At 35.2% G+C, this 26610-nt stretch carries 29 protein-coding genes, 1 tRNA gene and 1 other annotated feature; of the genes, 2 read left to right on the top strand and 28 right to left on the bottom strand.

From position 1 onward, the window contains the following. Positions 1-171: 171 nt before the first annotated feature. The 27 genes from UMR38_07910 to nadD all read right to left on the bottom strand — a co-directional run bounded on the left by UMR38_07910 (position 172) and on the right by nadD (position 23914). Positions 172-348, bottom strand: a complete 177-nt coding sequence (locus UMR38_07910; protein MEC9485772.1) for a hypothetical protein — start codon at positions 346-348, stop codon at positions 172-174. A 292-nt stretch (positions 349-640) separates the two neighbouring features. Then, positions 641-715: transfer RNA gene (locus UMR38_07915), tRNA-Cys, on the bottom strand. A 103-nt stretch (positions 716-818) separates the two neighbouring features. Beyond that, on the bottom strand, positions 819-1679 hold the full coding sequence (locus UMR38_07920) for a VIT1/CCC1 transporter family protein (GenBank protein MEC9485773.1): 861 nt from the start codon (positions 1677-1679) through the stop codon (positions 819-821). A gap of 9 nt (positions 1680-1688) precedes the next feature. Continuing rightward, positions 1689-3686, bottom strand: coding sequence for a ferrous iron transport protein B (gene feoB, locus UMR38_07925; protein ID MEC9485774.1), 1998 nt, complete (start codon positions 3684-3686; stop codon positions 1689-1691). Then, complete coding sequence (locus tag UMR38_07930; protein MEC9485775.1) at positions 3683-3907, bottom strand: FeoA family protein; 225 nt, start codon at positions 3905-3907, stop codon at positions 3683-3685. Before UMR38_07930 ends, feoB begins: the two co-directional genes overlap by 4 nt. Before the next feature lie 110 nt (positions 3908-4017). Beyond that, entirely contained in the window at positions 4018-4503 is a 486-nt protein-coding gene (locus tag UMR38_07935; protein MEC9485776.1) for a Fur family transcriptional regulator, read from the bottom strand. A gap of 122 nt (positions 4504-4625) precedes the next feature. After that, the gene (gene coaD / locus UMR38_07940) at positions 4626-5105 is read right to left on the bottom strand and encodes a pantetheine-phosphate adenylyltransferase (GenBank protein ID MEC9485777.1); all 480 of its coding nucleotides are present in this window, start codon (positions 5103-5105) and stop codon (positions 4626-4628) included. Next, complete coding sequence (gene rsmD / locus UMR38_07945; protein ID MEC9485778.1) at positions 5106-5651, bottom strand: 16S rRNA (guanine(966)-N(2))-methyltransferase RsmD; 546 nt, start codon at positions 5649-5651, stop codon at positions 5106-5108. Between the two features lie 36 nt (positions 5652-5687). Next, a complete protein-coding gene (locus UMR38_07950; protein MEC9485779.1) occupies positions 5688-6746 on the bottom strand; it encodes a M42 family metallopeptidase in 1059 nt (352 codons plus the stop codon). A 95-nt stretch (positions 6747-6841) separates the two neighbouring features. Further along, positions 6842-7276: a MarR family transcriptional regulator gene (locus tag UMR38_07955; GenBank protein MEC9485780.1), complete on the bottom strand. Its 435-nt coding sequence runs from the start codon at positions 7274-7276 to the stop codon at positions 6842-6844. A 220-nt stretch (positions 7277-7496) separates the two neighbouring features. Further along, positions 7497-8132: a hypothetical protein gene (locus UMR38_07960; protein ID MEC9485781.1), complete on the bottom strand. Its 636-nt coding sequence runs from the start codon at positions 8130-8132 to the stop codon at positions 7497-7499. Next, complete coding sequence (locus UMR38_07965) at positions 8119-8886, bottom strand: TIGR02206 family membrane protein (GenBank protein MEC9485782.1); 768 nt, start codon at positions 8884-8886, stop codon at positions 8119-8121. The genes UMR38_07960 and UMR38_07965 overlap by 14 nt, the downstream gene beginning before the upstream one ends. Positions 8887-9168: 282 nt before the next feature. Beyond that, positions 9169-10473, bottom strand: coding sequence for an O-antigen ligase family protein (locus tag UMR38_07970; GenBank protein MEC9485783.1), 1305 nt, complete (start codon positions 10471-10473; stop codon positions 9169-9171). A 59-nt stretch (positions 10474-10532) separates the two neighbouring features. Further along, positions 10533-11093, bottom strand: coding sequence for a 50S ribosomal protein L20 (rplT, locus tag UMR38_07975; GenBank protein MEC9485784.1), 561 nt, complete (start codon positions 11091-11093; stop codon positions 10533-10535). A gap of 18 nt (positions 11094-11111) precedes the next feature. Further along, a complete protein-coding gene (gene rpmI / locus UMR38_07980) occupies positions 11112-11312 on the bottom strand; it encodes a 50S ribosomal protein L35 (protein ID MEC9485785.1) in 201 nt (66 codons plus the stop codon). Between the two features lie 15 nt (positions 11313-11327). Beyond that, a complete protein-coding gene (gene infC / locus UMR38_07985; protein MEC9485786.1) occupies positions 11328-11855 on the bottom strand; it encodes a translation initiation factor IF-3 in 528 nt (175 codons plus the stop codon). Between the two features lie 48 nt (positions 11856-11903). Continuing rightward, positions 11904-12023: a sequence feature (ribosomal protein L20 leader region), on the bottom strand. 31 nt (positions 12024-12054) lie between these two features. Beyond that, entirely contained in the window at positions 12055-13443 is a 1389-nt protein-coding gene (gene glmU, locus UMR38_07990) for a bifunctional UDP-N-acetylglucosamine diphosphorylase/glucosamine-1-phosphate N-acetyltransferase GlmU (GenBank protein MEC9485787.1), read from the bottom strand. Next, entirely contained in the window at positions 13440-14753 is a 1314-nt protein-coding gene (locus tag UMR38_07995) for a hypothetical protein (GenBank protein MEC9485788.1), read from the bottom strand. The genes glmU and UMR38_07995 overlap by 4 nt, the downstream gene beginning before the upstream one ends. A gap of 11 nt (positions 14754-14764) precedes the next feature. Next, entirely contained in the window at positions 14765-16549 is a 1785-nt protein-coding gene (gene glmS, locus UMR38_08000) for a glutamine--fructose-6-phosphate transaminase (isomerizing) (protein ID MEC9485789.1), read from the bottom strand. A gap of 52 nt (positions 16550-16601) precedes the next feature. Beyond that, a complete protein-coding gene (locus UMR38_08005; protein ID MEC9485790.1) occupies positions 16602-17342 on the bottom strand; it encodes a hypothetical protein in 741 nt (246 codons plus the stop codon). Next, positions 17339-17890 carry an ATP-binding cassette domain-containing protein gene (locus tag UMR38_08010; GenBank protein MEC9485791.1) on the bottom strand — a complete coding sequence of 184 codons (552 nt, stop codon included), beginning with the start codon at positions 17888-17890 and terminating at the stop codon, positions 17339-17341. Before UMR38_08010 ends, UMR38_08005 begins: the two co-directional genes overlap by 4 nt. Further along, the gene (locus tag UMR38_08015; protein MEC9485792.1) at positions 17871-18812 is read right to left on the bottom strand and encodes a hypothetical protein; all 942 of its coding nucleotides are present in this window, start codon (positions 18810-18812) and stop codon (positions 17871-17873) included. The genes UMR38_08010 and UMR38_08015 overlap by 20 nt, the downstream gene beginning before the upstream one ends. Continuing rightward, positions 18802-19440 (bottom strand): hypothetical protein, encoded by a 639-nt coding sequence (locus UMR38_08020; protein ID MEC9485793.1) that lies wholly within the window; start codon positions 19438-19440, stop codon positions 18802-18804. The genes UMR38_08015 and UMR38_08020 overlap by 11 nt, the downstream gene beginning before the upstream one ends. A 49-nt stretch (positions 19441-19489) precedes the next feature. Next, positions 19490-20317, bottom strand: a complete 828-nt coding sequence (locus UMR38_08025) for a patatin-like phospholipase family protein (protein MEC9485794.1) — start codon at positions 20315-20317, stop codon at positions 19490-19492. A gap of 15 nt (positions 20318-20332) precedes the next feature. Continuing rightward, positions 20333-21466 carry a tRNA 2-thiouridine(34) synthase MnmA gene (gene mnmA, locus UMR38_08030; GenBank protein MEC9485795.1) on the bottom strand — a complete coding sequence of 378 codons (1134 nt, stop codon included), beginning with the start codon at positions 21464-21466 and terminating at the stop codon, positions 20333-20335. After that, on the bottom strand, positions 21442-23337 hold the full coding sequence (locus UMR38_08035) for an NAD(+) synthase (protein MEC9485796.1): 1896 nt from the start codon (positions 23335-23337) through the stop codon (positions 21442-21444). Before UMR38_08035 ends, mnmA begins: the two co-directional genes overlap by 25 nt. Beyond that, complete coding sequence (gene nadD / locus UMR38_08040) at positions 23327-23914, bottom strand: nicotinate (nicotinamide) nucleotide adenylyltransferase (GenBank protein MEC9485797.1); 588 nt, start codon at positions 23912-23914, stop codon at positions 23327-23329. The genes UMR38_08035 and nadD overlap by 11 nt, the downstream gene beginning before the upstream one ends. Before the next feature lie 142 nt (positions 23915-24056). Between nadD and UMR38_08045 the strand changes: the two genes are divergently transcribed. Both UMR38_08045 and UMR38_08050 read left to right on the top strand, forming a co-directional pair. Beyond that, entirely contained in the window at positions 24057-25079 is a 1023-nt protein-coding gene (locus UMR38_08045; GenBank protein ID MEC9485798.1) for a M42 family metallopeptidase, read from the top strand. Continuing rightward, positions 25069-26184 (top strand): alkaline phosphatase family protein, encoded by a 1116-nt coding sequence (locus UMR38_08050; GenBank protein MEC9485799.1) that lies wholly within the window; start codon positions 25069-25071, stop codon positions 26182-26184. The genes UMR38_08045 and UMR38_08050 overlap by 11 nt, the downstream gene beginning before the upstream one ends. 22 nt (positions 26185-26206) lie before the next feature. On the opposite strand, the gene UMR38_08055 is transcribed toward UMR38_08050, so the two are convergent. Continuing rightward, complete coding sequence (locus UMR38_08055; GenBank protein MEC9485800.1) at positions 26207-26605, bottom strand: hypothetical protein; 399 nt, start codon at positions 26603-26605, stop codon at positions 26207-26209. Positions 26606-26610 lie beyond the last annotated feature (5 nt).

The raw sequence follows: 26610 nt of genomic DNA on the forward strand, positions 1-26610 counted from the left end.
GATAACCTCACTCTTTGGTTTTCCTGATTGCACTAGTTCAACCATCTGTTTTTTGAACTTCTCTGTAAACTTTCTTCGTTTTCTTCTCTTTTGAGCCATGTTAACTTCCTTCTTTCTTTACTTGTTTTAGTTTAACATACTCCATAAGAAAACTGTTCAATTAATTGTAACCTATCCAATTAATGGTGATGTCACAAAAAAAGGCTTAAACCTAATCATCTCTAAATTTCCAAATGGTACTTCAAGACTTTTTTTACTAATTAGTGCCAAAATCCCAAATCCTAATATACTAAACCCAAATAAATTCACAATATCTCCGACATAGTTAATGTTTGTTAAAATGTCCAAAAAAATCACTCCTTTTAAAAAACTCTACAAAAAGTAGAGTTTAGTTGTTATCCCTCTATTTCTACTTATTTAATTTTACCACTCTTTTTTAGAAAATCCAAAGGTCTTATATGACCTAATTTAACATATAACTGGTTATAATCAAATATTTCATATACACGTTTTTTTATCTGGTTTTACTAATAGGAAAGGGTACAAAAAAAGAGTTTATTTCTTAACGATTTCTAATGCAACGACAGGGATAATCCCTAGTAATATGCGAAATCTTGAAATAAACTCTGATATCTCAATATGGAGGTCCCGACCAGATTCGAACTGGTGATCACGGAGTTGCAGTCCATTGCCTTAGCCACTTGGCTACGGGACCAATTTTTAATGTCCGTTAAATATTATAGTGGTTTTACCCTTTAAAAGCAAGCAATTTAATGAAAAGATTCAAAAAATCCGGTCCTTTTTAGGACCGAATTTTATTATACTCCAAGCCAAGCTTTTATCACAAAACTAAACAAAAATGAGAAGGTGGCTACACCAAGTGATATAGTAACCATCTCTAAGAATCGTTTTTTGAAATTTAAGTCTTTCGCAATAGAAATATAAAAGTTAAAGACAAAAATAATGACAATGACGATAGCTACCATAATGCCTAAAGCAAGATAAGGATTAAGACCCAGTAAGTATGGCGATACAAGCAACATTACTGCGACTAAATAAGCGCCTCCTGTATATAGACTCGAAGTAATAGCTTCTTTGTGAGACGCATCTTGTTTTGTTGCTAGGTATTCACTTGACGCCATTGAAAAGGCTGCGGCAACACCAGTAATAAGACCTGCTAAGGCGACTGTTTTAGGATTTGCCAAGGCAAAGGTTAATCCAGCAAGAGCCCCTGTCAACTCAACAAGCGCATCATTTAAGCCGAGCACAATACTACTCACATATTTTAACCGTTCTTCATTAAACGCGTTAATTAATTCGGCTTCATGACGTTCTTCATCTTCAATAACCTTTTGAATCCCTGGTACATCCTCTTCGAGAGTTTCATAAATCTCTTGTGCATCTTCTTCGGCTGCCTCGAGTAATTTTGCAATAAAGGTAACCCCAAACAACCAAGATAATACAAGTAAAAACATCACACGGAAACGATTCGGTTTTACCTCAATACCCGTAATCTCTTTGAAGAACGCATTGTGTCGAAACTCATCATTCGCAATCGCTTCTAACATGTCTTTGGTATCTTCATTCTTTGCACGTTTTGCCAGTTTTTGATAGAGTAAGCCACTGGTCACTTCGTCTTTTTGCATACGTATTATTTGTTTTTTTATTGCGTTATCCATCTTATCCTCCTATAAGAAAATCATTAATATTAATCGAACAATCAAAGCAACGATATACGCTACTACAAAAGAATATCCGATACTAAATAACATCCATTTTTTACTTTTTGTTTCTGCTTTAACTGTTGCGACAGTAGCGATACACGGGACATACAGACTTGCAAAAACAACATATGTCATTGCTGCTGTTAAACTAAACGCAGAAGCAATAGCTGTTTCAGAACCATATAATACAATTAGTGATGAAACAACAATCTCTTTCGCTAAAAATCCACTAATTAAACTACTGGTAGCTTGCCATGTCCCAAAGCCTAATGGGTAAAATATTGGTGCTATATAACTAGCTATAATGCTTAAAAAACTATCATCTTGGGTTATATCAATCCCACCCGGTCCAACATTACTTGAAATCCACAAAATTGCAGATCCTATTAAGATAAAGGTTCCTGCTTTTTTCAAAAACCCTTTTGCTTTATCTAATGCTTGATAACTGATTGTTCTAAACTGAGGGACACGGTAAGGTGGCAACTCTAAAATGAAATCTTGACCGCTTCCTTTAAAATATGATAAACTGAACACTTTTGCACTCACTAGCATGACAATAACCCCTAATAGGTATATTGCCAACATGACAAACGCTTGGTAACGATTGAAAAAGAGTCCAATGAAGATAACATAAATTGGTAACCGAGCACTACATGACACAAACGGTATTGTTAAGATTGTCAATAATCGCTCGTTTTTATTACGGATTGTTCGAGTCGCCATAATCGCTGGTACAGTACATCCAAATCCTGTAATCATAGGCACTATACTTTTCCCATTAAACCCAAACTTACTTAAGAAGCGATCCATTAAAATAGCGACACGCGCCATGTATCCAACGCCTTCTAATACAGATAATAAAAAGAAAAGAATCAGTATTTGTGGTAAGAATACTAACACACCACCAACCCCGGCGAGGAGTCCATCAACTAAAAGACCATGCATAAAACCTGTAATACCAATGAATTCAAGCCCGACACTACTATAGTGGATGACAAGACTATCCCACCCCCACTCAAACCACTCAGTCAGGATGGTACCCAGTCCTATACCACCAAAACTAATTTGATAAATCAATAACATAATCGTAAAGAAGATTGGTAATCCAAAGATGGGATGGGTGAGTACTTTATCTATCTTTTGATTAAAGTATTTTGAATGTTCTTTTTCTTCTACACGAATTAAACACTCATCAACAATTGTCTCAATAAATTCACGTCGTGTATTAAAGATCGCTCCTTTTAAGGAACTAGCAATGCCTTCATCAATAACTTTTGTTTCAACCTCTTTAACAACCTGACGTATCTTATCAGCCTTTACTAAATTAAGTTGATCAAAAATCCCTTCATTTCCTTCTAAAATTTGGAGAGCTAGCCACTTCTTTTTAACTTGTAATGTATCATGTCTTAGTAAATCATGGATACGTTGTATACCCCACTGAATAGTTTGGGGGTAATCAAGTTCAATTGCTTTAAATGCGCGCATATTCTTAATTTCTTCAGCAATCCGTTGATCGTCTTTAGGATCACGTTTTGTTGAACTAATACTAATCGCATCACAATTAAGCAACTTTGACACTTTGTCAGTATCAATAACATATCCATCATTTCTAAGTGCATCATTTAGGTTGAAAACAAGTAACATTGGCATCCCAAGTTCTAAAAGTTGAATAGTGAGATGTAAATTACGTTTCATATGTGTTGAATCAATGATGTTTAGTATTCCCTTATAATCTTCATGTAATAAAGAATACGTAACAACACCTTCATCTTCAGCGCTTGGACTGACATTGTAGGTTCCAGGTAAATCTACAAGATTTGCGCCTGGATAATGTTTGATTGGGTGAACCCGCTTTTCAACAGTGATCCCACTATAGTTACCAACATGCACATTTGATTTTGTCATAAAATTGAAAAAGGTACTTTTTCCAACATTTGGATTCCCTGCGAGCAAGTAAATCATTTGTGCACCTCAATCAGTTTAGCATCTTTTTCTCTAATACAAAGTTCAATATTATCTACTTCAATTAAATATAAGTTTCCAAAAGATAATCGATTTAACAAAATGACTTCAGCATCTTTATAAAGGCCAACATCCATTAACCTTTGCACATAATCTGCTGCGAGATTATCTAATGAAACTACTTTAGCTGAATCTTTTATTTCCAGCTCTGTCAATTTCATAATACCACTCCTACAACGAGCATTATAGCGAAAATTGTCTCTTTTCTCAACGTTTTATGGACTTTTTATAAATAACTATTTATATTATAAATAAAAAAAGCCTTTCGGCTTTATTTATCTTGTTTCCCTAAAGTTGCTAAGAAACACTTACCATCCTTGTGACAACTTCTTTTTTCCACGTTTTTACAAACGCCTTCTACTTGAAGTTGAATCTTATCAATGTCAAAATTCTCAAACACAGGATGGTTTTTGATTGTATCAAAAATATCGCTGTGGTTTATTTCAATAATCTTGTTATCAACTTTACATGTAACGTGGATATGTGAATCCGCATCATGGCTTTCTTCATCAATTGTTAGGTCATAATGTTTCTTTCCATTAATAAACAGTTGTGTTACTATCTTGTGTTCTAACAGGAAGTCAATATTATTATACACAGTTCCGAGGTTTTTAAATCCGCGTTTCTTAAGCGCTGAATAAATCTCTTGAATGGTTAAATGGCTATCCTCTAACACATCGATGATGGCTCTTCTTTGCTTAGTTATTCGAATATTATGCTTTCTTAATTCATCAAATAGTTGTTCTCTTTTATCCATATGTTATCACCTGATAACATTTTAACATTATTATAAATAAAACAAAAACAAAACACTCATAAATAAAATCATTACATGATTATGAGCGTTTTTAATTTTTTTATATTTTCTAAATAGGAGCGTTATCTAAGTTTTTTCATCAGTTGTTTTTCAACATATTCAGGCACAAACTGAGATAAGTCACCTTCATAATCCGCTATTTCTTTAACTGTTGAACTCGATAAAAAGATATATCTGCTGTCGGTCATAAAATAAATACTATCAACAGAACGATCTAAAACACGGTTCGCATGAGCCATTTCAAATTCATACTCAAAATCTGTTACCGCACGTAATCCCCGAATAATATGTGAGGCATTTAACGCTTTTGTTTGCCTAACAGTGAGATCATTACTCGTACATACGCGAATCCTATCTTTTACATCAGACAAACTCTCTTTAATCATATCAATCCGTTCTTCGGCTGTAAATAAAGATGTTTTCTTTGGGTTTGTACTTACCAAAATTACCAGTTCATCAAATACTTTTAATGCTCTTTTAGCAATATCCATGTGGCCAAATGTAATCGGATCAAAGCTTCCTGGATATACTGCAACACTCATCTAATCACTCCATTTAAGAAAAACGATTTTTGTAATCCCTTTAATTTTTGTCTTATAGTCAATTATACCATGTTTATGACGATTTAACACCTCTGATTTATGCATTAAAACAACGATTAACCCATAAGGCTCTAAGCGTTTTTCTGTTTCTATCATATCAATCAGTTGATCGAGGTCATAAGTCTTATATGGAGGATCAAGCAAGATAATATCATACCTTTTATGACATTCTTTTAAAAAGGCCTCATAATTCGACTGAAACACCTGACACTTAGAGGCAATATCTAAGGCCTTAATATTGCGTTGAATCACTGTAACGGCTTGGTTGCTCTGATCGATAAAGTCACAATGTTTAGCCTCACGACTCAATGCTTCAATACCAAGCGCGCCACTGCCAGCAAACAAGTCTAAAACAGTCGCATCAACCACATCAAAATGGATAGCATTAAAAAGACTTTCTTTAACGCGATCTTTGGTTTCTCTCGTTTTGTTTGAATCAACCCGTTCTAATTTTCTTGATCGATATTTACCACTTATAACTCGCATCGTCATCACCAAATAAAAAGCCAAATAATGGCTTTTTTATTGGTACGTAATCTTTTCAACTGTTTCTTGGTCAAGACCTTTAACCATTTCAGTTACCAATCTTACCATTGCGTCATAATCTTTTTTATGCATGATAGATGTATGAGAATGCAAGTATCTTACTGGCACACATAACGCAATTGTTGGCGCACCTTCGGCATTCATATGGATTGAACCACCATCAGTTCCTCCGCGTTCAAGATAGGTTAATTGATAAGGTATATTTTTTTCTTCACATAAATCTAAAACATAATCACGTAACCCTTTATGTCCGACCATACTGCTGTCTTTAAACATGATTCCAACACCTTTCCCAAGTTCTGTATTCTTACTTCCCTTTGGAAAATCAAATGCAATGGTCGTATCTAAAGCAATCCCAATATCTGGTTGGATTTTGTGAGCACTTGTTTTAGCCCCACGTAATCCTACTTCTTCCTGAACGGTACCTACCGCATAATAACGGTTATCATGTTTTTCATCTTTTAAATTATTCAATACGTCGATTGCTGCTGCGCATCCGACACGGTTGTCCCAAGCTTTTCCTAATAAAAAGTTTTTGTTTGTTAACTCAGTAACCTCAATATATGGCGTAATCATATCTCCAGGACGAATTCCTAGATCTTTTGCTTCATCTTTATCTTCAACCCCAATATCTAAAAACATGTTTTTCATATCAACAGGTTTTTTACGGTCTTCAGGACTTAAAATATGTGGTGGTTTTGCCCCTATAACACCACGAATTTCTTTACCATCTTTAGTCGTAATGATAAATTGTTGAGCAAGCATTACTTGTGACCACCATCCACCAGCAGGGGTAAATTTAATATACCCTTCATCAGTAATTGTAGTAACTAAGAAACCTACTTCATCCATATGACCAGCAACCATGATTTTTGGTCCATTCTCTTGCCCTACTTTTTCTCCAATGATACTTCCTAAGTTATCAAATGATACTTTAGCAAGACCATCCATTTTTTCACTCATATATTCTCTTACTAATCGTTCATTACCAGGAATACCTTTTAACATCGACATTTCTTTTAATATTTTACTCATACGTTCCTCCTATGATATTCTTTTCTAAGGCTATTATATCATACCTAAAGCCATAAGAAAAACCCTAAACTATTAAAAAACTCACAAAGTGAGTTTTAATTTTGTTCGTTAATACGACGCTCTTGATTCAAGATAAATAAATCTAAAATACGTACGAAGTGCTTTGTATCTTCTTCGCTAATCCCATTAACAAGATTATGGATACATTCTTCTTCTAAGACATTAACGCGGCGACAAATGTCTTTGCTTCCTTGTGATAAGAAAATATTACGGACACGACCATCTTTTTTATTCTTAACACGGTAAATGTAGTTATCGCGTTCTAATCGAGAGATGATTCCTGATAAAGTCGCTTTATCAGTATCCATTTTCATCAAAATCTCTTTTGCTGTAATACCAGGTTCTGCATCAATAACACGTAGAACCATTAATTGTGCATATGTAATATTTAATTTTTCTAAATGTTTTGACATAATCCGTTTGTATAACATACTACTTTTATTAAGTTTGTAACACATTTCTTTAACCATAGTTTATTCTCCTTTAAATAGTTAGTTTACCAAATTAATTATACACGACATAGAATATTTGTCAAAGAAAATGTTTTATTTTTAAAAATTCAATAATTGTCGTATAGGTCAGCACCCTAAATGCTTATAGATAATTGTAATTAACTATTTTATATTAATTGGTCAATCATGTTTATTGGTTTCTTGAAGGCTCAAAAAAAAGGTATTGCGTGGCAATACCTTAACTAATGATATGATCTTGTGGTAAGTCATCGTCTTGATCGGGAACACGTTTTTCAACATCAGGTTTTTTGACATCTTCAGCCTCAAATGTCTTATGTTTGCGGTAGAGATGATAGCCATTGAATCCATCATAAGATAAATATCCTCCCGCAACAATACTGAATACTAAGATAATATTAATCAGTACCCCAGGTACAAAGTCGCCTCTAAAGAATACATAACTACCAACAATTAATGCAGCAATATGATAAACAAATAAGATCCAATCACTGTTTTCCTTATGCGTTGATATACTGAAGAAATGAACGGTTCCTCTAAACATTAAATAAAAACCAAGTAAGTACCCAAAAAAGTTTTGTAATCCTTCCTCGGTAAATAATGTGACAAGGATAAAGGCCAGTCCAATAGCAAAATCAATCGTGATTTCAATGATGTTTACCGTCTTAACCAAGTCACTAGACTGGGTTTTGACAAATGGTACAAGTCGAACCACACTACTGACGATAATGGCTGCGCCAATGAATGGAATTACAATTTCTTCACCATTTCCAAACTTTAAATAGATGGCAAGAGCAACGAGTAACGCTGCGCCAACGAGTTTAACAACCCAAGTATATTGACTAAATAATTTCATATGTAACCTCCTTTTGGTTTTCAAACAATTGATATTTTAGTTTCTTCATAAACTGATACATGAGATAAAATGATGCGATAACGGCAAACTCTCCAAGAATAATATAATATGGAATTCCACCAAAGTAGCGTATCGCAGGAAATTTATCAATTTTTGATGGGTCCAAAAACACAAACATAAAATCCGTTCCGTAAAAAACGTTAAATGCGCCCATAAAGACAATCAAGCCTTGTAATATATAAAATGAAATCATCGTATTTTTATAATTTGGAAAAAAATTGTGAACAGCAGTAAAATAAATCGGTGTAAGTATTAATAAGCCATGGGCCATATAGAATTGATAATATCGATAATATCCCGAATCATACCCTATAATTGGTGTAAGCAAGCTAATCAATCCACCTAATACACCTGTATAAAGCACAAATGAGTATAATACTTTATTCTTAGTATATAATAATATAATCGCTAAAAACATACTGATACTACATAGTTGAAATGGTAATATAATAGTATCAAACCCATATAACCGAAAACGCAATATATAATGACTACCATATAGTACTAAAAATACTGTCGCAACAATATAGCGAAAAACCTTATCATATTTGTCAGACATCTTAAAAGCGTCTCTGTAATGAATGATAATTAAAGCCAATACGACAATCACAACCATTGGTAACATATACTCAAGAAATGATAACTCCATAAACACACCTGTTCGATATGGGCTATCGTATCTGAAAAACGCCATAATACATTCCCCCTTATCTTATTTTATCACTAAAACGAAAATTTCAAAAACAAAATATAAAAAAAATCCTAAATAATTGGAAATCACCCGATGTCGAACCTCTGTTCGCCTATGGTGGTAGCCTCTTACTCATTAATTAGGGTTCCTATTGTTTCTAGGCTTCCGTCACATAATGAGTCTCAGCCCCTTTTCTATAAAGTTGGGGTCGCACTTGGGGTGATTTCCAGTCCTTTAGGATACTTCTATTATAAAGGGTTTTGACTAAAGATGTCAAATAATAGTCTATTTTTTTAAAGTAGGTGACACATTTTCAATTACTGCTAAAACAAGGAAAATATAGATCATATAAGTTGTGTAAAAATACATTGGTTGAAACATACCGTTAACAAATGCCGTGATATAAATTAGCGCTAACACAAACCATTTAAATGATGTTTGCTTCTGTAGTATTACACGCGTTTTTTGCATAAATAGCCATAAGAATCCAATTAAGCCAATGGTTCCTAGTGTCGATGCCTGGGCAATCGTATTATGATAATTTACAGCAGCATTGCCTGCTTCACTAATATGAATTCGTGATGAATATAATCCACCAGAACCAAGAATAGGATGCGCTTTGAACTTACTCCATGCAATTTTTAATAATTCGATACGATCTTGAACATATGTTAAATCACGATCTAAGACTGCTTCAATATACTGTGACACGAGCTCATACTCTTCTGCGATATAAAGCGTGATTGCAAAAAAGAGTAAAAAACTACATCCATGAAGTAGCAGCCGAAAACGATGATCTTCATATAAAATCATAATTGGGACTAACACTATAATAAAGACACCTAATGTCAATAAACTTGAACGTGATAACGTGAGCAAAATGCCCAAACTATTCAATAAGGCAAAAAACATATAGTAAAACTTAATTTTAGAGTGGCTTATTAAATAAGCAATAAGGGGAATAGAAATGATATTCGCATAGATAACTAAATTTATATTTTCCCATCCTAAATGGATCATACGTCTACGAATAACGTCAATCGCAAACATATCTTGTTTAATGATAAAATACACCATCTCTAATGTCACTAAAGCACCTAGATACATTAATATTTTGGCAATATATGTAATATTTTTTTCATCATCATCGATTGTATTAACAAAGTAAAAATATAACCCAAGTACACTCGCAACCTGCATGAATCCCGCAAATGTTGTGAATAAATCAGGCGAGTTGACGTGGGTAACAACCGAAACTATTAACAATAATACCAACGGAAATGTTAATCTGCCGCGTTTTGTAATTGTTCTATTTTGAATCATATCAAACACGATTAAAAAGGTTAATATTACTGTATATACTGTGGTGATTTCAACATTATCTCGTAAATCACTAAAACTCATTTGGACAAAGAATGGCACAGGTATGACATAAAAAATACTGTTTTTCAGTACTATATTTACGATGCCAACAAGGGCGATAAAGACTAAAAAATATGTTTGCAATTCATAAATATAACTAAAAAACGTTATTGCTAATAACGCAATTAGATAGATGTCATAACCGCCGTTTTTAATCCATTGTTTCATTAAAATCACCGTTAAAATTATACCACATTGCACGCATTAAAAAAAGCAGTATTCACTGCTTATTTTAATAATTCTATGAGTTCAGCTTTACGCATTGTACTGTATCCAGTTTCGCCACGTTCTTTAGCAATATCTTTTAGTTCAGCAACTGTTAAGTCATCGCTGATGTCTACAGTATCATCGTTTTTAGTTTCTTCTTTTGGTTCAGATTTGGTTGGTTTTGGTGCTGATGCTGTTTCTGTTTTTGGTGCTGGTGTTGCTTCTCCAGCTAATCCTTTTTCTGCTAAAGCAACAATGTCAGCAAATCCTTGTTCGTCATTAACAGCAATGTCAGCTAACATCTTACGGTTAACTTCAACCCCAGCTTTTTTTAAACCATTGATTAAACGAGAATATGACATTCCGTTCATACGTGCTGCGGCGTTAATACGTGTAATCCATAATTTTCTAAAGTTGCTTTTACGTTTCTTACGATCACGATATGCGTAACGTAACGATTTCATCACTTGCTCATTAGCAGTACGATATAGTAAATGTTTAGAACCAAAGTAACCTTTCGCTAATTTTAATATTTTTTTACGTCTTTTTCTAGCGACGTTTCCACCTTTTACTCTTGGCATTGGTATTCCTCCTAATTCTTATTTAATATTGGAAATTTGTTTTTTGATTCGTTTTAAATCGCTTTTACTAACAAAGGTAGCACTACGATGAGCGCGTCTTGCTGATTTATTTTTATTCGTTAACAAATGTCCTCGATGTGCATGTGGCACTTTTACTTTTCCAGAAGCTGTCCGCTTCATTCTTTTTTTCGACCCAGAATGAGTTTTCATTTTTGGCATCGTCATCACTCCTTATTATTTGTCTTTTTTAGGCTTCAATGTCATAAACATATTTCGGCCATCACGTTTTGGCATACTTTCAACATCAGCAACGTCTTTTACGCGATCTGCAAATTGCATCATAACTTCGCGACCTTGATCTGTGAATGCCATTTCACGACCACGAAAACGAATCGATAATTTTAACTTATCATTATCTTCTAAGAACTCACGTCCTTTACGAATTTTCGTTTGTAAATCGTGTTCTTGAATCTTCGGACTTAAGCGTAATTCTTTTAATTCAGTCGTATTCTGATTTTTACGTGCCTCACGTTTTTTACGTTTTTGCTCGTATTTGTACTTGTTGTAATCCATGAATTTACCTACTGGTGGTTTGGCATTTGGTGCGACTAAGAATAAATCTAGTCCTCTTTCAAAAGCCATATCAATGGCTGCATTTTTACTCATTACACCGAGTTTTTCACCATCATCACTGATCACCATTAGTTCTCTTGCTCGAATACCTTGATTCAATTTGTCTGCATCTTTACTCTTTGCAGGCATTGGTTTTCCGTATCGTTTTATGCTTACACCTCCTTAAAGTGTGTGGAAAGCATAGAAAAAGTGTGCGTACATACTGCACCCACACTCAAAAATTTATAGTTTCATATTTTTGTAGCTTCTACCTATCGCTTCAGCAATCAGGTGAGAGTGGGTACTCTTCTTTCCACAGTTTAGCAATTACTATTATACCACTCACAATCTATTTGTCAACAGAATTGTTCTTTTTAGGTCGAATATAGTTCTTCGAGTAGTCTTCTTTGTTTATTTGGCGATTTCTAGCAATTGCTAGTGCGCCAGTTGGTACATCTTTTGTCACAGTACTCCCAGCGGCAATAAAGACTCTGTCTCCTACTTCAAGTGGTGCAACCAAGTTGGTATTACATCCAATAAAGACATCGTCACCAATAATCGTTTTATGTTTTGACACACCATCATAGTTAACCGTGATACTACCACATCCAAAGTTAACTCCACTACCTGTTTCTGCATCACCTATATAGGCTAAATGCGAGGCTTTGGTATCTTCGCCTGTGGTTGAGTTCTTCACTTCAACAAAGTTACCGATCCGGTTACTTGGCCCGATTTTAGCGCCATTTCGGATGTGGGCAAATGGACCAACAGTGGTATCACTTAAGACTTCACTATCATATATATAACTATGTTTCACCATAACATTATGATGAATTACCGAATTATGTAACTCGGTATTTGGACCTATTTTAGACCCGCTTTTAACAACACTATTTCCCGTAATTGTTGTGTTTGGATAAATCGTTATATTACTATCAAACTTGACATTATGGCCAATTGTAATTGTTTCAGGGTTAATCAGATTCACACCATTAAGCATATGTTCTTTATTAATTTCATGTCGTAAATAGCGTTCGGCAACACTTACCGAATATAAGGTGTTGACCCCCATTACACGGTCACTATCCCAAAGTTTAAATGCGCCAACACGATAATCAGGCTGCATGATAGAGACTATATCCGTTAAATAATACTCGCCTTTACGTTCATTGACTTCAATTTTATCAACGGCTTCAAACAACAACTTATTATCAACGATATAAATTCCGGTATTTACTTCTTTGATCTGTTTTTGTTCCTTTGTACAATCATTGTGTTCAACAATTGCTTGAATAATATCATTATCATCACGAATGATACGACCATAGCCTTTAGGATTATCATAGTCTGTGGTTACAACAGTTAAGTCATTATCTGAATCGCGGTGATACCTCATGACTTTGTCAATCACTTTATGATTGATTAACGGCATATCACCAAGCAAAATAATCGTTGTTCCTTCTTTATCTTGTAAATGCTCTTTAGTTGCTTTGACAGCATGTCCTGTTCCTAATTGATCGTGTTGAATGGCATATTTCACACGATCTTTTAAGATATTTTGTAAAATTTCTTTTTGATATCCGACAACTACGACTGTGTCATCAATCAAGCTTCGTTCAATATTTTCATAAATATATTCAATCATTGGTTTCTTTAGAATCGGGAACGCACATTTTGGTAACTCGGTTTTCATTCTTGTCCCTTTACCTGCGGCTAATACAATCGCATAATTTCTCATTGTGATTCCTCCTTAATCTCGTTTATTACATCAACAATTTGTGTTATATATTGATCCACTAATGCCTCAGTTTCCATACTTAGTGTGACTCTTATTACCGGTTCTGTCCCACTTGGTCTCACCAACACTTTGCCATTGTCTTGAACAGCATCTTTTACCGTATTGATGACTGTTTGGATTCTGTTATCATCCATAATAGATTTGTCATCAACGATAACATTCACCATTTTTTGTGGCCAAAAGGTAATATCTTTTGTCAGTTCTTTTAATGTGGTTTGTTGGTCTGTTAATATTTTCAGGATAAACAATGCATTTAAGACGCCATCTCCAGTATCAAGATACCGTTTTAGGATAATATGTCCACTATTTTCGCCACCTAATATATAGTCATGTTTCTTTAGCGCTTCTAGCACATATTTATCACCAACATCAACGATCTCAACGTCAATTCCTTGGCGCTCTAAGGCTTTAATAATTCCTAAATTACTCATTTTAGTTAAGACAACAGTATTGTTGTTTAATAATCCTTGTTGTTTTAAGTAACAAGCCATGATGTAAATCAGTTGATCGCCATCATATAGCGTACCCTCCTTATCAACAACTAAGACTCTGTCTCCATCGCCATCAAAACTAAAGCCAATATCTAGATTTTTCGATGTGACAAGTTCTTGAATGGCTTCTATATGGGTACTTCCGACCCCATCATTGATGTTGGTGCCATTTGGTTCATTCCCAATTTGATGAAGCGTTTGTGTTATTTCACGAAAAACGCCTAAGCTAATTAAATAATTTGCCCCATGCGCACTATCAATGCCAACACTTAGTGGGGTTTCATATAAATCTAAGGTGTCAATCAAATCTAAATAGGTATCTAATACTTTTTCACCACTGTACAATTCACCAACACCGACAATTGTAAATTTATGGTTACTCTCAATGTAATCTTCTATCGCTTTTTCTTGATGCTTTTTCAGCTTTTCACCATTGATAAATACCTTAATCCCATTATCATGATAAGGATTATGGGATGCGGTAATCATAACACCAGTAATTTCTTTTTTCTTAGAATATAAACTAATCAACGGGGTAGATACAATCCCCGCGTTCATAACATCAACCCCTGCACTTCTTGCTCCACTAATCACATTAAAAAGCAACTCTGAACTACTTTCTCTGGTATCCATTCCGATAACTAAGCGATTCGTTCCAATTGCCGTTGGTAAACTTTGTCCAAGTTTAAAGGCGATTCTATTATTTAATTCAGTTGGGTACCGTCCTCTGATCCCATCCGTTCCAAATTTAGCTTGCATAGTAACACTCCTTACTCAACGGTAACACTTTTGGCTAGATTACGCGGTTTGTCTATATCGTTTCCACGCTCCAACGCAGCATAATACGCAATTAACTGAGTTGGTATAACTGTTAACATTGGACTCAACACCTCATGGACATCATCAACGATGATTTGATCATCTTGTTCGTGCACACTTTTTGTTGAAATGATTAATGCATGCGCACCACGACTTTTTACTTCATATAAATTTGAGCGTGTGTTTTTACTTGTTGCACGTTGCGAAATAATCGCAATTACAGGTGTGTTTTCTTCAATTAATGCAATTGTTCCGTGTTTTAATTCACCTGCCGCAAATCCTTCTGTCTGAATATAACTAATTTCTTTTAGCTTCAAACTCGCTTCTAAACAGGTATAGTAATCAATCCCTCGACCGATATAAAAACAGTTACGTTTCGTCAAGTAATCTTTTACGAGTGATTTGATATAATCCCGTTTATCTATAATGTTTTCCATACTAATCGCAACACGGGATAATTCTTTATATAAATTAATATGACCATCACTTAATCCATATGCTAAAATACTTAAAATCGCAATCTGGGCAGTGTATGCTTTGGTGCTTGCGACAGCAATTTCTGGACCTGCCATAATTTCTAGATAATGATCTGCTTCTCTTGCAAGTGTACTTGTTTTCACATTGGTTATGGTGAGTGAGCGGTATCCTTTTGCTTTAATATTCACCAATACTGCTCGTAAATCAGCTGTTTCTCCACTTTGTGAAATAAAGATAAATAATGGATTTTTCGTTAACAGAGGCATGTTATACGCAAACTCACTTGCGATATGGACCTCGGTTGGAATGTTCGCCATTTTCTCAAATATTTGTTTACCAACAAACCCAGCATTCATACTGGTTCCTGCGGCAATAATATAAATCCGATCTGTATCTTCTAACGTTTCTTTTATCGGACCATTTAATTGCACTTTACCGTTTTTAAAATACCGTTGTAAGATATTGCGAATAACCCCAGGTTGTTCATTAATTTCCTTTAACATGAAATGGGCGTATTCACCTTTTTCAATATTACTAGCGTCAATATCAATCTCTTTGATATCATGTTCAACATGTTTACCAATAATATCTTTAATCTTATAACTTGCCCCATCAATTTCAACAAATGTTTTATCTTCTAAAGGAATGTACTCATTCGCATACCCAACACATGCCATCACATCACTTGCGACAACGATACCGTGTTGAGATAACCCTATTAATAAAGGACTTTTGTTTTTGGCCGCATACAGTTTATGCGGATTATCACGATCAATGATTGCTAAAGCGTAAGACCCTTCTAATAAACTCATTGTTTTACGAATGGCTTCTGAGACACTCATTTTTGAAGCGAAGCGCTCAATCAAATGCGCAATCACTTCAGTATCTGTATCACTCGCAAAGACACTGCCTTGCAAATAACTAGCAGTTAGTTCTTTGTAGTTTTCTATCACACCGTTATGTACAATAAAAAAACGGCTTCCATTAGAATAGTGAGGATGACTGTTCGCATAATTGGGGATACCATGTGTTGCCCACCGCGTATGTCCAATACCAAGACCACTGTCAAATGAATAATCAACAATTGATTTTAAGTGCGCAATGCGCCCTTTGTCTTTATAAACGTTAAAATCATTTTGCGCATTATTTCTTAACGTAATGCCGGCACTATCATAGCCTCTATATTCTAATTTTTCTAAGCCATTTAATATAATTTCTCTTGCATCTTTATTCCCAATATATCCTACAATACCACACATACTATCAACTCCTTATAAGCACTATTTACTATACCATATATTATGTCGTTTATCAATGCTTTTTGTGAGTGACTACTTGGTATGTGTAACGACTATTGATGAACATAAAGAAGCTTAGACAGAGGAGCAGTATTGCGCCATACCCATAAACGTAATAGGGCTTATATTGGCTATTTACTAACATGTCAGGGAAAACGAAATGAAGCCAATAATAAAGAGGCGTTAGGTCATTTGACTCAATGATAGGATCTGTCATAGTAAACGCTAATAAGTACCCCATTAAGGGAATCATAAACGCTAAAATGTGTTGCATATAGCAATATATCAGCGCTCCAAGCAAAAGGTAATATACACCAAGGATGAAGATACTGATGAAGATATACAATAAATTGACTGTAAAGTCAAAGTACTCGGTAAGTAGACCAAACGCGGTTAAGATACTCCCAATAATTATTATCACAATAGCTAGAAGAACCATTATTACAATGAGTTTAGTCGTAATAAAAACCGTTGTGTCTTGCCGACCAACGAATAAGACATCATATTGATTCGATACCTGCGCATGCATCAGTAAAAAGATGACACTCACCGTCACCATGAGTTTTAAATATGTAATCATATCTTGATAATACCGCTCTTGTAATTGGGTCATAAAAAAGCGTTGATACGCACTCGTTGACATGACTTCTGACGTTAACCACGCATAAAGAACTGTTAAAACGCCAATAACACCTAAATATATAACAATCCGTTTTGTAAACAAAAGGTTAAACTGAACCAATAATCCTTTCATAAAAACACCACATCCATAATATCTTCTTTGATTACATCATCTAAATGTGAAGAGATGATTATTTGCTTATTAACCTTTTGCATAAAATCAATTAAAGCTATTTTACCCAGTTTATCTAATCCTGAAAACGGCTCATCAAGTAAATACATATCAACCTCACACGCAAGCGTTAGAATCAAATTAAGCTTCATTTGATTTCCTTTTGATAATGCTGTACAGGTATGTTTCAAATAGGGTCGAAATTGTAACATATCAATTAACTCATCCATGAGTGACGGATTAAAGGTTACATCCATATAATTAATCTGTGTTAATAAATCCTCACATACGATATCAATTGGAAACTTTGGATGATCTTGTGCATAACGAAATGACCCCGTTAATCCCCTTAATGAGGTCATCCCCGCCAGGACCCTTAATACCGTACTCTTCCCTACTCCGTTTGGCCCAACAAGGACAGTTACCTGTTTCTTTAAAGGGATGTCTGGCACAGTGACTGTCGCTTGTTTGAACTTAATAGTAAATCCTTTAATCTGAGATAGGGTCATCAATCTCAATCCAATCATCTGTATTATCCATATGGAATAAAGGTTGTCTAATAAACGGGAAATCATCAATATATTGTGTCTTTTCAGTGCCATCAATCTCATAGGTCACTTTGACAGTAAAACGCTCAATATACTCAATTGATGCGTTATACACTAATGGCACATAAAAAGCTTTTGAAGTTTGACTCAATAACTGTATTCTTAACTCTGTAGGGACATATGTTTGAAACAAATCATAGCTTGCTAATCCGAGGATGTCACTAGGACAATCAGTATACTCAACTGGTGTATACACTTCTTTTAGTTGCCGTGTATTCGCTTTTACAGATACGCTCATAATGTCAATATCTTTAATAAGGATGTTATGATACGTTAAATTACCTAGTTCTATATATAATCCACTCACCCGAGAGCCTTTGTCATAGGTATCAATTGTCGCAGATAAGCCCCCTAAACTAAGGGATGGCTCAGCATCATGTGTAAAAACATAATTGACTTCACCAACTGGAATATAATACGTTGTATCATTGCGATAGGTAATTTCTAAGGACGCATCATCATAAATCAGTTGTCCATCATCGAGATGAATCAATGGACGCAAATCAAAATGAACAACTGTAAAGACGGTGTCTTGATGTAGGAGTTGTTGCTTATCAATCATGATCTTATCAATTTCGACACGTGTTTTTTCATCCCCATTAACTAGCGCTATACGCGAGATATAGTCTTCATCAAAATGAAAACTATTTGGATCATTGGTTAAGACACTAATGCGAAACGTTTCATAGCTATTGGTTTCATACATTGAAATGACTTGTTTGCGGCTCATCATCTGTAAGGGGCGCTCTTCTTGAATAAATAATAAGAGAGTGACTATTATGATTAAAATTAAAATGATGCCACCAAGAACTTTACCCTTCATTGATTTGTTCCTTTCTTAATGAGTAATACTCTGTTGTTACGACAAAGACTTCCCAGCCACCTTTACGGACATTTCGCCAAAAGCGATAATATTTAGCGACGCCATTACTAATTTTACCTTCTCCTTTTACTTCGACAATTAGTTTGGTCATAGGGTCGATGTCAACACGTATTTCAATATCTTCGGTATATGTTTCTGTTGATGACGTTAAAATCTCCCAATCAAGCTCTTCTTCAAACCCGAGTTCTATGGTGTAAATCTCCCCTTCTGCGGTCATATTTAAATTTCCTGAGACATTGTACTGTTTTGTTGTTGTTTCAATACTTTTAAACTCAAATTCTTGCCGTATTGGTGTCGTTCCTTCATTGACAATGACATATAATGTATCCTTTGTAAAGGTGACGGGTTCAGCGTCATATTTGGTGTAGGTGCGCCAACCCCAAAAACGCCGACGTTTAACCTTTTTATAATATTTCTTATACATCTTATTGGTGTACTCATCTAAAAACTTAGCCCCACTATGTTCAAACGTCACCTCTTGATAAGTTTCATAGTCACTCGCGGTGACATCTTGAATCGCAAATGCGCTTAAAAAAGCGATTAACGCGATAATCATACTTTTTTTCATTAAAAAACACCTCCATCACTATAGTAGTGACAGACGTGTTTAATTTCTTTTATTCTTCTAAAATATCTTCAAGGTTCTCTCGTAATAGCTTGGTCATGTCGTGATAACCAAAGTTAAACCGTCTCTCTAAATATTCTTGTTTAAAGTCAAGCATTCCCCGTAGACTTTTTTTCGGATAACACACCAATAACTTAGCGCGTTTTTCACGCGTGATACGCATCATACTAAAGGTATATAAATCAATGACGATAATCACATCACACCCTGCCTTAATTAATGGCTCATAAGGAGCGTTATCTAAGATGCCACCATCATAATACCGTTTATCATCAATTTGGACAGGTTTAAAGGCCACCGGAATCGCGCATGAGGCTAATAAAACTTTGTTGCGTTTTGCTGCTTCGATTTTATTTATGTCATAAAAATCAACCTGATAATCTGATTTAAAGAAGTGTTTATAATTGGTTTTGATTAAATCAAAGAAACTAGCGTTCTCATCACCTAGGCGTGTTGTTGCCACATACACTTCTTTATCTTTGATTTTCTCAAAATCAACTGTCTCTTCTATCATGGTTTTTAGTTTTTCAATATTAAAGATACCCTTATTAAAAAAATCAAGTTTCTCTTTTAAGAGGCGTTTAAAAATATCATCTTCAGTATGAAACAAATCGGTGTTATCCCGTTTCATCCATACATCATAGGCAAGTTCATAATCTCCCATCGCATATAATACAGCGTTAAGAGAACCCACACTTGCACCACTAAAATGTTTAACTTTTTCTAAAACTCCATATTCATTTAATGCCTTCCACGCACCAATTTGATACGCACCTCGTGCGCCACCACCGGCTAAGGCAATACCAATTTGTTTTGCCATACGTTCCCCCTTTATTTAATACTGGCGTGCTACACCATCTTTATACACTGTCTTAATGAATCCGCCACCTAAACACACTTCACCATCATAAAAGACAGCGGCTTGGCCCGGTGTCACGGCTCTAATTGGCTCATCAAATATAACCTCTAAGTGTTGTCCTTTAAAACGGATTTTTACACCGTGATCTTTTTGGCGATACCGAAACTTAGCGGTACATTTCAACTCCCCTTCAAAGTGATCTAAGTTAATGAGGTTGACATCTTCAACTAAACATGCATCACTGTATAACGTCGGATGATGGAAGCCTTGCCCCACAATTAATGCATTGGTCTTTAGATTTTTACCAATCACAAACCATGGTAAGTTGTCATATTTTTTACTGCCTCCAATGCCTAACCCTTTACGTTGTCCAATCGTGTAATACATTAACCCTTCATGGGTGTTGACAACATCACCAGTTTCTGTCACCATGTTCCCAGGTTTTGCAGGTAAATAATTTTGTAAAAATTGTTTAAAATCACGTTCTCCAATAAAGCAAATCCCGGTCGAATCTTTTTTATCTTTTGTTGGGATATTATGCTTATGGGCAATCTCTCTAACTTCTTTTTTCGTCAGTTCACCGACTGGAAAAAGCGTTGTCGATAACTGTTCTTCAGTAAGTTGACTTAAAAAGTACGTTTGATCTTTATTATTATCTTTACCGCGTAATAGAGTTGGTCGAGGATGATGTTTTACACGGGCATAATGCCCCATCGCAATATAGTCTGGGTTAAACTGCTTTGCATGTTCCTTAAACGCATCAAACTTAATATATTTATTACATAATATATCTGGATTAGGGGTTCTCCCTTTCTCATATTCCTCTAAAAAGTAGGTAAATACATAATCCCAATACTCTTTAATAAAGTCTACCCGATAGATCGGAATCCCTAAATGATCAGCTACTGCTTTGGCATCTTGATAGTCCTGTTCTTGCGGACAAATCTCTTCAGTTAAATCAGGGTTACCTAAAATATCATTATTGGTTGTAGAATCCCAGTTACGCATAAATAGTCCAATTACGTTATACCCTTGTTCTTTTAACAGATATGCTGCTACTGAACTGTCCACCCCTCCCGATAGTCCTAAGACAACGGTTTTTTTGGACATGATTTCACCTCAAATGCAATATCACTTGGTAATCTTAAATCACCACGTGGTGATAAACTAATATCTAATATTTTTGGACCATCAGGTAAGGCCTGACGTTTAAATTGTTGACTGTAAAACCGTTTAAAGAAATTATGTACATACCTATCTGCTGATTCCTGTTCCAATTCAAATACCGTTTCTAATAAGAACCGAATACGACACGCATTATCTCCATAGCGCAAGAGTCGATGAATAATGAAATCGTTAATTTCATATTTACCAATTGCCTCTTCTGTCATTTGATTACTTGCTAGTTCTGGTGTAATTGGCGTATCTACAATATCTAATAACGTTTGTTTTGCTTCATTGTCAAACATCTCTTTAGCATAATGTTCTATCATGAATCGAACTAGTGTTTTTGGAATCCCTGCATTAATACCATACATGCTCATTTGATCGCCATTATATGTACACCAACCAAGGGCTAATTCACTTAAATCTCCAGTACCTAAAACCAGTCCATGATACATGTTCGCTAAGTTCATAAGTACCATTGTACGGACACGTGCTTGCGTATTTTCATAGGTAATATCTTCTGTTTTACCATCGTGTCCAATTAACTCAAAATGATGTTTTACATGATCGTTAATTGCAATTTCTTTTTGTGTTACACCGAGTGCTGCCATTAACGCATCAGCCTGTTGTTTCGTTCTGTCTGATGTATGTAAGCCTGGCATCGTCACAGCAATAATATCTTTTCGTGGTTTACGAATCGCATCAAATGCACGCACCGCAATCAGTAATGCTAGAGTTGAATCTAAGCCCCCACTAACCCCAACGATTAAGGTCTTACTATTGACATGTTTAATCCGTTTCATTAAGGCATTTTCTTGTAATGCGGCAATCTTTTCAAATTGTTTTAATACCGCTTTTTTAGGAACAAAAGGGGTTTTATCAAAGGGTTTTTCAAAGTCAAATTTATCACTTTTCGCACACGAAAATGAAACCTCTTTAAAGGCAAAGCGATATCGATGGACGGTATCTCTAAATGAAGAGTTTGTCCGTCTATCATACGCAATCTTGTCTAAATCAATATCACCATAGATAATTTCACTTTCTTGATTAAAGTTCTCGGTTTCTATAATTAAATCGCCATTTTGAGCAATCATATTATGTCCACTAAACACCGTCTCACTTGTCGATTCATGAACCCCTGCAGAACTATAAATATAGGCTCCTGCATTACGACGTGTATGTTCTAAAATGGTTTGTTTTCGAATTTGACGTTTGCCTAAGACTTCATTTGAAGCACTTAAGTTTAAGATGATTTTCGCGCCATTTAAAGCAAGAATATTCCCTGGACTAATTGGCGCCCACATATCTTCACAGATTTCGACACCAAAGGTGACATCATGTTCTGTGTCGTTGAATACAAGATGTCCAAAGGGGACAACTTGATCTAAATATCGTACCTCTGATCGTTCTTCTGATATTTCAAAACCACTTTGAAACCAGCGTTTTTCATAAAATTCTTTGGTATTTGGTAAATAGAATTTTGGCACAATGCCTAAAATAGTATCTTTTTGAATCACAAAGGCGGTATTATACAACACATCTTCGATTTTTAATGGTGCTCCAATCACTACAATCCCGTCACTTGGATTATGCTTTAAGAAATAGGCAATCGCAGCTTCTGTTTGTGTTAGTAAGCCATCTTGAAAAAAGAGATCATTACATGTATAGGCTGTGACACTTAGCTCAGGAAATACTGTAATACTACTCTTAATATTCTTTAGTAAGTGTAAGATTTCTTCCACATTTTTACGTGGGTTTCCAACAGTACATTTTGGGGTTACACTTGCGACTTTTAAAAAGTTATTATAAAACATCGTCATCACCTTGATAGAGATTATTTTCTTTAATATAGTCATAAACACATTGCGGAACAAGCGCTTGGTTAAGTGTCTCTCTAAATTCTGTCGAACTCATATCGATATGAAAGTCTTCATAAATGATAAAATGCGACTTAAATTTATGTAATAACGTATTCTCTTTTATAACAGAATGAATATTAATATTGTTTCGACCTAGGATTATAAATTTAAACTCACTTAACAAACCAGACGCATTCTTCCATTGATCTAAGTACGTCAAGTTATCTGCGCCCATAACAAAGTATATGTCTTCTTCATGAAGATCACTCAAACGAATCAGTGATTGATATGTTCCTAAAAAGTCTGTATCGTTCAATTCTAATGTAGAAATTCTAACATCTTCTAATCCTTTCACCGCTAATTCAAGCATATTTAAGCGGTGATAATTACTGGCTAAACTGCTTTTGGTATAGGCATTACTAACGGGTAAAAAGGTAAAGGTAGCGTTGGGAAACTCATCTTTTAAAAAATGATAAATATCAATGTGGGCATTGGTCACTGGATTGAATGCACCACCGAATACAATTTGCATTATGTCACATCCTTTATGCTACTAATTATCAACCATATTATAGCACTTATTGTCTTAAATTGGTACCTATTTGACAAAAATAGTCGTTCTTTGTTTTTCTCTTTCAACATGTGTGTTATAATTTTTTTAAAGAGGTGAAACAATGACATTCAATACAGAATATATTTTAGACTTTGCAAAAGAGATTTTACTGATTAATAGTCCAAGTGGTTATGCGAAAGATATCATTCCACGGATTAAACAAGAAGCTGATAAGTATGCATTACCCTACGAAACAACAAAGAAAGGGAATCTCATTATTACCTACCCAGGCGCATCAGAAAAAACAGTTGGGTTAAGTGTCCATGTCGATACCTTAGGTGCAATGGTGAGAAGTATTTCATCCGATGGCAAGATAAAGTTTACCGCTATTGGCGGCCCATTATGGCCAACCTTAGATGGCGAATATTGCACGGTATTAACACGTGACAATAAAACCTATAGTGGGACATTCTTATCAACATCCCCTGCCGTTCATGTCTACAAAGATGCAAAAGATAAAGCACGGACACCAGAACATATGTATGTTCGGATTGATGAAGTGGTGCAATCTAAAGAAGATGTAGAAGCGTTGGGAATTGAAGTTGGAAACTTTATTTTTATCGACCCAAAAACGACCATCACTGATAGCGGATTTATCAAATCTCGTTTCTTAGATGATAAAATTAATGTCGCTAGTATTTTTGGCCTTATCGATAGAATGAAACGAGACAATATCACACCCAAACATACGATTAAATTCATTATTAGTACCTATGAAGAAGTAGGTCATGGGGCATCTTATATTCCTGAACTAGATGAACTCATCGCAGTAGATATGGGCTGTATTGGCGATGATTTAACTTGTACTGAACAAGATGTATCTATCTGTCCCAAAGATTCTAGTGGCCCATATGACTATGATTTAACCAATAATATGATTACCATCGCTAAAAATCAAAAGATTAATCATGCGATTGATATTTATCCATATTATGGCAGTGATGTTTCTGCGGCAATGCGTGGTGGAAATGATCTTAAAGGCGCATTAGTTGGCCCAGGAGTTCATGCATCACATGGTATGGAACGGACGCATATTGATGCGATTACATCGACCATAGAGTTGTTATACCACTATGTCAAATAATCCAATAACACCCCCAGATTATACGAACTCCATACTCAATGTCAGCAATTCATTGCTTAAGTATTATCATGTACCCAATCCTCACCCGACTCATAAGACTGTCGATACGTTTTTAAATACACAATATGATCACATCATTTATCTACTGCTTGATGGACTAGGAACTAATATTATCAAATACCATTTGAACAAAAGTGATACCTTGTACACCTATATGCAAGAAGAAATCACCAGTGTTTTCCCCCCAACAACCGTTGCAGCAACGAATGCGGTTATCTCAGGGAGAGCCCCGATTGAAAATGGTCACTTAGGATGGGTACAATATTTTAAAAAAGAAGACACCAATCTAGTTGTCTTCAAAAATGAAGATTTTTATACGGGGCATAAACCTAGTGAAAACTTACGGGACAAATATCTTCGTTATGACCGGTTAGTTGATCAAATCAAAGCCAAAAATCCCCATCTCACAACACGAGAGTTCATGCCAAATATTGTCGATCCAAAAGGACCAAAAACCTTTAAGGAACAAGTCGAACGTGTCTTACTTCATACCCATAATCATGATCAAACATTTTCTTATGTGTATTGGGTTGAGCCTGATTTAAGCCAACATGAATATGGTATTGACAGTGACGAGATACACACTTTACTTAAAGAACTAAATGAAGAGGTCACTTCACTCATAAATCAACTGCCTCAAAATAGTTTATTGGTCGGCATTGCAGATCACGGATTAACAAATGTTGAGCCGTTACCACTTTATGACAACCCTGAACTCAACAACTTATTACAGCGCAAAACAAGTATTGAGCCAAGAGCGACAAACTTCTTTGTTAAACCACATAAACATGACGCATTTGAAAAGATATTCCAATCATCTTTTGGTGACTATTATCAGTTATATACTAAAGAGGATTTACGCAAGAGTCACTTGCTTGGTAACGGTAAAGAACATCCAATGCTTGAATCATTTTTAGGGGATTACTTAGCAATTGCCACATCAAACAAAATGTTTACACTATCCGATAAGAAACAACACAAAGCACATCATGCTGGACTTACTGAAGCTGAAATGATGGTGCCTCTTATTCTTTATAAAAAATAACAGTGCAAAATTTGCACTGTTTTTATTGGATGGTATCAATGATATAGTACTGATCATGTATCAACCCTTTGATCCCTGATTCATTCACTGTTTTAAAGGAGACTATAAAGGTTTCAGAATGACCGTCAGACGCTAAGGTCACTTCTACGGCATCACTGCCACTGATATCGACAATTTCACTTACGGTAATGGTTTCATTCTCGAGTTCGGCTTTAATGACGTCACAGACAGTCTGTGTTTCTTCATTAAAATGCCGGTCACATACCGTAGTCTCATCGAGGCTCGTAAAATAACTTTCGACGAGTGTGTCCTTTGAAATAAATCCTGCAGGAGTGCTAGCGTAAGCATAAAACCCATAAAGTGCCCCACCGATAATGAGCAGGATGAACACCCTTTTTATGATTTTCTTAAGTCGCTTCATAGGTA

Origin of the sequence: Candidatus Izemoplasma sp., from assembly GCA_036172455.1 — a bacterium.
In the GTDB taxonomy this organism is placed as follows: Bacteria; Bacillota_I; Bacilli_A; order Izemoplasmatales; family Izemoplasmataceae; genus JAIPGF01.